The organism is Bifidobacterium mongoliense DSM 21395, from assembly GCF_000741285.1.
In the GTDB taxonomy this organism is placed as follows: domain Bacteria; phylum Actinomycetota; class Actinomycetes; order Actinomycetales; family Bifidobacteriaceae; genus Bifidobacterium; species Bifidobacterium mongoliense.
In genome coordinates, this window is record NZ_JGZE01000027.1 from 1 (window position 1) to 3,940 (window position 3,940).

At 59.5% G+C, this 3,940-nt stretch carries 5 protein-coding genes and 1 tRNA gene; 5 read left to right on the top strand and 1 reads right to left on the bottom strand.

The window, feature by feature from the left end:
- Nucleotides 1-655: 655 nt before the first annotated feature.
- The 4 genes from BMON_RS10055 to BMON_RS08250 all read left to right on the top strand — a co-directional run bounded on the left by BMON_RS10055 (nt 656) and on the right by BMON_RS08250 (nt 3,301).
- Nucleotides 656-802, top strand: a complete 147-nt coding sequence (locus tag BMON_RS10055; RefSeq protein WP_156098636.1) for a hypothetical protein — start codon at nt 656-658, stop codon at nt 800-802.
- Nucleotides 803-873: 71 nt separating this feature from the next.
- The gene (locus tag BMON_RS08240) at nt 874-2,130 is read left to right on the top strand and encodes a YfjI family protein (protein ID WP_081883014.1); all 1,257 of its coding nucleotides are present in this window, start codon (nt 874-876) and stop codon (nt 2,128-2,130) included.
- A 237-nt stretch (nt 2,131-2,367) separates the two neighbouring features.
- Nucleotides 2,368-2,754: a hypothetical protein gene (locus tag BMON_RS08245; RefSeq protein WP_033513772.1), complete on the top strand. Its 387-nt coding sequence runs from the start codon at nt 2,368-2,370 to the stop codon at nt 2,752-2,754.
- Complete coding sequence (locus BMON_RS08250) at nt 2,747-3,301, top strand: hypothetical protein (protein ID WP_152595834.1); 555 nt, start codon at nt 2,747-2,749, stop codon at nt 3,299-3,301. The genes BMON_RS08245 and BMON_RS08250 overlap by 8 nt, the downstream gene beginning before the upstream one ends.
- A gap of 247 nt (nt 3,302-3,548) precedes the next feature.
- Here BMON_RS08250 and BMON_RS08255 read toward each other — a convergent pair.
- Nucleotides 3,549-3,625: transfer RNA gene (locus tag BMON_RS08255), tRNA-Arg, on the bottom strand.
- A 152-nt stretch (nt 3,626-3,777) separates the two neighbouring features.
- On the opposite strand from BMON_RS08255, the gene BMON_RS10725 reads away from it, so the two are divergent.
- The coding region (locus tag BMON_RS10725) for a helix-turn-helix domain-containing protein (RefSeq protein WP_420307895.1) at nt 3,778-3,940 on the top strand (163 nt) is incomplete at its 3' end.

Consider the following 3,940-nt stretch of genomic DNA (forward strand, 5'->3'; position numbering starts at 1 on the left):
CGGCCCACGCATGGCCGGCGATCGCCCGGACCGTGGCGCCGTTGCCACCTGGATCTGGATGACCTGCCTTTCCTCCTCACCGATATGCGAATACACTCGTGACATGGGTGCGACACCTTCCTCCCGCGGAAACCTAGACAATCTCCAATGGTATAAGGTGTTGCACTTCAATCTAGACAACGGGCGTCACCAGCGACTACCTATTGGAAACGGCCTATGGCAGCGCCTACCTCACGGTTTCCAATAGACAGATGGAACTATCACGCAGGCTGGCGCTCGCAGTATTTGCTTCGCACGTTCAGCCTACTCGCGTGAGCTTCACGCTCGACCGAGCGGACCTGCCCAGCGTGGCTATGGCCCATACGGCGCTGCTGCTATCCAAGTCGTGGACTATGAGTGTCGGGGAGGTTACGCCATGCGGTTCGCTTAATCTACAGGCCGACGCCATCGACAGGAAGATTGCCCGTCGTGTGGCGTTTTCCCCGTATCCATCCCGTGACCTGTCGGACTGTGGGTACATGCGTGGGCGCATAGCCCGTGTTGCCACGCTGGTTGCTCCATACTCCTCCGGTGGGGAATTGTATCGTGCTCTCGGCTCCATGGCTGGCGGGAACTTCGTATCCTCCGCCGAGCACCTTGCAGTTGGTGGTGCACGATGAGCGGATTTATTACTTTCAATGCGTCCGTTGCTCGCATTCTAAACCTTATCAGTGGAAACGACTTTGAGAACGTTCGGGACGAGGAAAATAAACGTTTTGCTGCGCTTGCCAGCCTTGATGTATGGGAGGCAGAGCATGAATAACGTGTTTTTTTGAAGCCCGCCCAGCCCTGCGATACATTCGCGATTATGCTCGTGCGACTCGTATCAGTCCCATGACACTGCTCTTGGATGTGTTGGCAAGGGTGAGTGCGTTGACGCCGCCCACGGTGGTTATTCCGCCGCTGGTGGGTGCCTCGCCCGCGTCGTTGAACCTGTTCGTCGCCACGGTCGGAGGTCCGGGGACCGGCAAGGGGCTTGCGAGTGCTGCGGCGGGGATACTCGTGCCTGATATTCGTGGTGCGGTGACCACGCAACCCGCGTCGGGCGAGGGATTAGCGGCTATCTATGCGAATCGCGTGCCCGTACCCGAGGGGGAGGGTGGTCATAAGGGCGAGACTCGTATCCACTGTGTGACGCCCCGTGCATTGCTGCGCGTCGAAGAAATCGGCACGTTGGCGGGTGCGAGCAGTAGACAGGGTAGTACTGTCACGCCCACGTTGTGTAGTGCGTGGAGTGGTGAGCCGTTGGGTGCTTTCAACAAGCAGGAGGCGAACCGGCTGACCGTGCCCGCGCACGCCTACCGGCTGTCCATGACCGTGGGCGTGCAACCCGCCGCATCCAATGCGCTGTTCGGCAACGCCGGCACTGGACTGCCCCAGCGCTTCCTATGGAGCGATACCGCCGACCCGGATGCGCCCGATGTGAAACCCGTGAAACCGACGGGTGACCTGCCGTGCGATCTGACGGCCATCCCCCAGGACCCTGACGCGACCACGTTCGACGCGGTGTATCAGGCCGCCACGATACGCGGCTCGCTGGGTTACAAGCTTACCGAAATGCGGTTCCCATCCGAAGCGTATGAGGAGAGTGACCAGCAGCGTCTGGACGTGCTTCATGGCCGTGACGGTGGCATGCTGGACTCACATGGTATGCAGTCCAAGGCGAAAATGGCTGCCTTGCTCGCCCTCATGGACGGTCGTATGGACGTGAGTGTGGAGGATTGGCAGCTGGCCGGTGAGATCGTGGCTGAATCGAACCGAGTGCGTGACCGGTGTCTGGAACTCATGCACTCGGAGATGCAGCGGCAGAAAGTCGACTACATCGCAGACAGCGACGAGGCACGAGCGCAAGCCGAGTCGAGAAAACTCGAATCAGCCAAGCGGAGAGTCATGACGATTCTCGAGGAAAACGCGCAGGGGGGTGAGATCGTGGGCTATCGCATCCGGCAGAAATGCGGCAAGTACGGCGACATGTGCTATCGGGCACTATCGGAACTGTTCGGGGACGGACGCATCGAAAAGGTGGGTACCGACACGGGTAGCGATTCCAGTAGTCAGTGGACGCTGGCACCCGAATATGCAGGGTTATAGCGGTTATAGGGTTATAGCCCTACTCCCGTAAGGGTTTCAGGGTTATACGCCCAGGGTTATACACGGTTATAGGAATTACGAGGTGTATAACCCCTATAACCGAGGTGTATAACCCTAAACCCCAATGATTGCAACGTGTATAACCCTATAACCCTATAACCGGGCAATCGTGATGGTTATACAGTCCACACAACAAACGGTATCCATGAACGAGGGATACGAGGAAGGAAACAAGCCATGAACCATAATCCAAGCCCGGACACGAGATTCGGAGCCAAGCGAGGCAACAAACCCTACGGTGGCAGTCACTGGCGGATAGAGGACACCCCACGCTACAAGCTGGAGCGATTGACCTACCTCACCGAAGCCGAGATACAGGCCATCGTGGCCGACCCGGGCGCGCCGCTGTTCGACCGGCAGATCGGCGAAGCGCTGATGCACGCGAACTGGAACACGCTGGAGCGCATCATCAATCAGGTGTACGGCCCGCCCGTGCAGCGTATCGAGCAAACGGACATGCCAGCCCCGACGCCACTCCTCGACCTCGACGCCATCAAGGCGAAAGCGAAGATGTTGAACACGGCGCAGGCCGGTGAGATTCGGAGAAAGGGAACCGATGACTAATGGAAGAAGCCCCAGAAGCGGGACGGAACCGCCGAGGTCACACCGTTTCGGACAGCCCGACGCCAACCCCACAGGCGACCAGAAAACTGCCGCGCTCGCCCACGCCACCAAACGGCACGCCACCGAGATACTGGCCGAGGCATTGGACGCGGATGAAGACGGTTTCAACACCATCGTCGATGACCCCAAGACCCCGTTCGTCGTGAGGCAATTACTCAACGCCTTCAGGGGCGACGGACAGCTCAGCGCCATGGGCGTGAAGACGCTGCTTGCCATCTGGCAACAGGTGTTCGGCTCACCGACCCGGACGGTCAGGCAGGAGACCATGCCGGACGTGCTCAACCCCGACGTTGCGGAACGGCTTGGCAGTGGGAAGGTGAACTACATCGCCTCCGTGAAGTACCCGCCTGATGGCGATGCGCTGCCGGGGTGGGTGATCGACCCCCGGACCGGTAACACGCTCATGGTGCTGCAGGACCCGGCCGATCGCGAGCGCGGGAGGTTCATCACCGTGCATGTCGGGGGACGCCCCGAACGCGACGAATGATAGCCGACGCGCGGCTGTAGACAGCCCCGTGCATCAATCCCAGCCGATTGGTCGCGGGGCTTCCTCTATGCCCGCAGAAACCCGGTATTGACATCCACGCACCATCTACAAAGCAAGATAGTAGGCGAGCGCAAGCGGGCGTATGAGATGGTCGCATCGAAACGCGTCGCCGGTACCACTAGTGGCACTGGAGTGGCACGAGCAATATTCATGGTTTTTAGTAAGTGCCGTCAGCCCTTGGAAACATTGGTGACCCCGGCCGGATTCGGACCGGCGACCTTGAAATTAGAAGTTTCCTGCTCTATCCAGCTGAGCTACGGGGCCAGAATACGAAACGACATTGTAGCAAACATCGGGGAGGGGTGCGGTACGCGATTCGTCGTGCCCCTGCCTCGACCCCGTTGTCTAGATTGAAGTGCAACACCTTATACCATTGGAGATTGTCTAGGTTTCCGCGGGAGGAAGGTGTCGCACCCATGTCACGAGTGTATTCGCATATCGGTGAGGAGGAAAGGCAGGTCATCCAGATCCAGGTGGGCAACGGCGCCACGGTCCGGGCGATCGGCCGCCATGCGTGGGCCGTAGCCGCGTCGAGCATCAGCCGCGAGATCAGGCGCAACACGTGGTTCCCGTCCAACC

Bases quoted from the DNA above. Each gene is read 5' to 3' on its own strand.
- BMON_RS10055 (WP_156098636.1), top strand. From the start codon at position 656: ATGAGCGGATTTATTACTTTCAATGCGTCCGTTGCTCGCATTCTAAAC.
- BMON_RS08240 (WP_081883014.1), top strand. From the start codon at position 874: ATGACACTGCTCTTGGATGTGTTGGCAAGGGTGAGTGCGTTGACGCCG.
- BMON_RS08245 (WP_033513772.1), top strand. From the start codon at position 2,368: ATGAACCATAATCCAAGCCCGGACACGAGATTCGGAGCCAAGCGAGGC.
- BMON_RS08250 (WP_152595834.1), top strand. From the start codon at position 2,747: ATGACTAATGGAAGAAGCCCCAGAAGCGGGACGGAACCGCCGAGGTCA.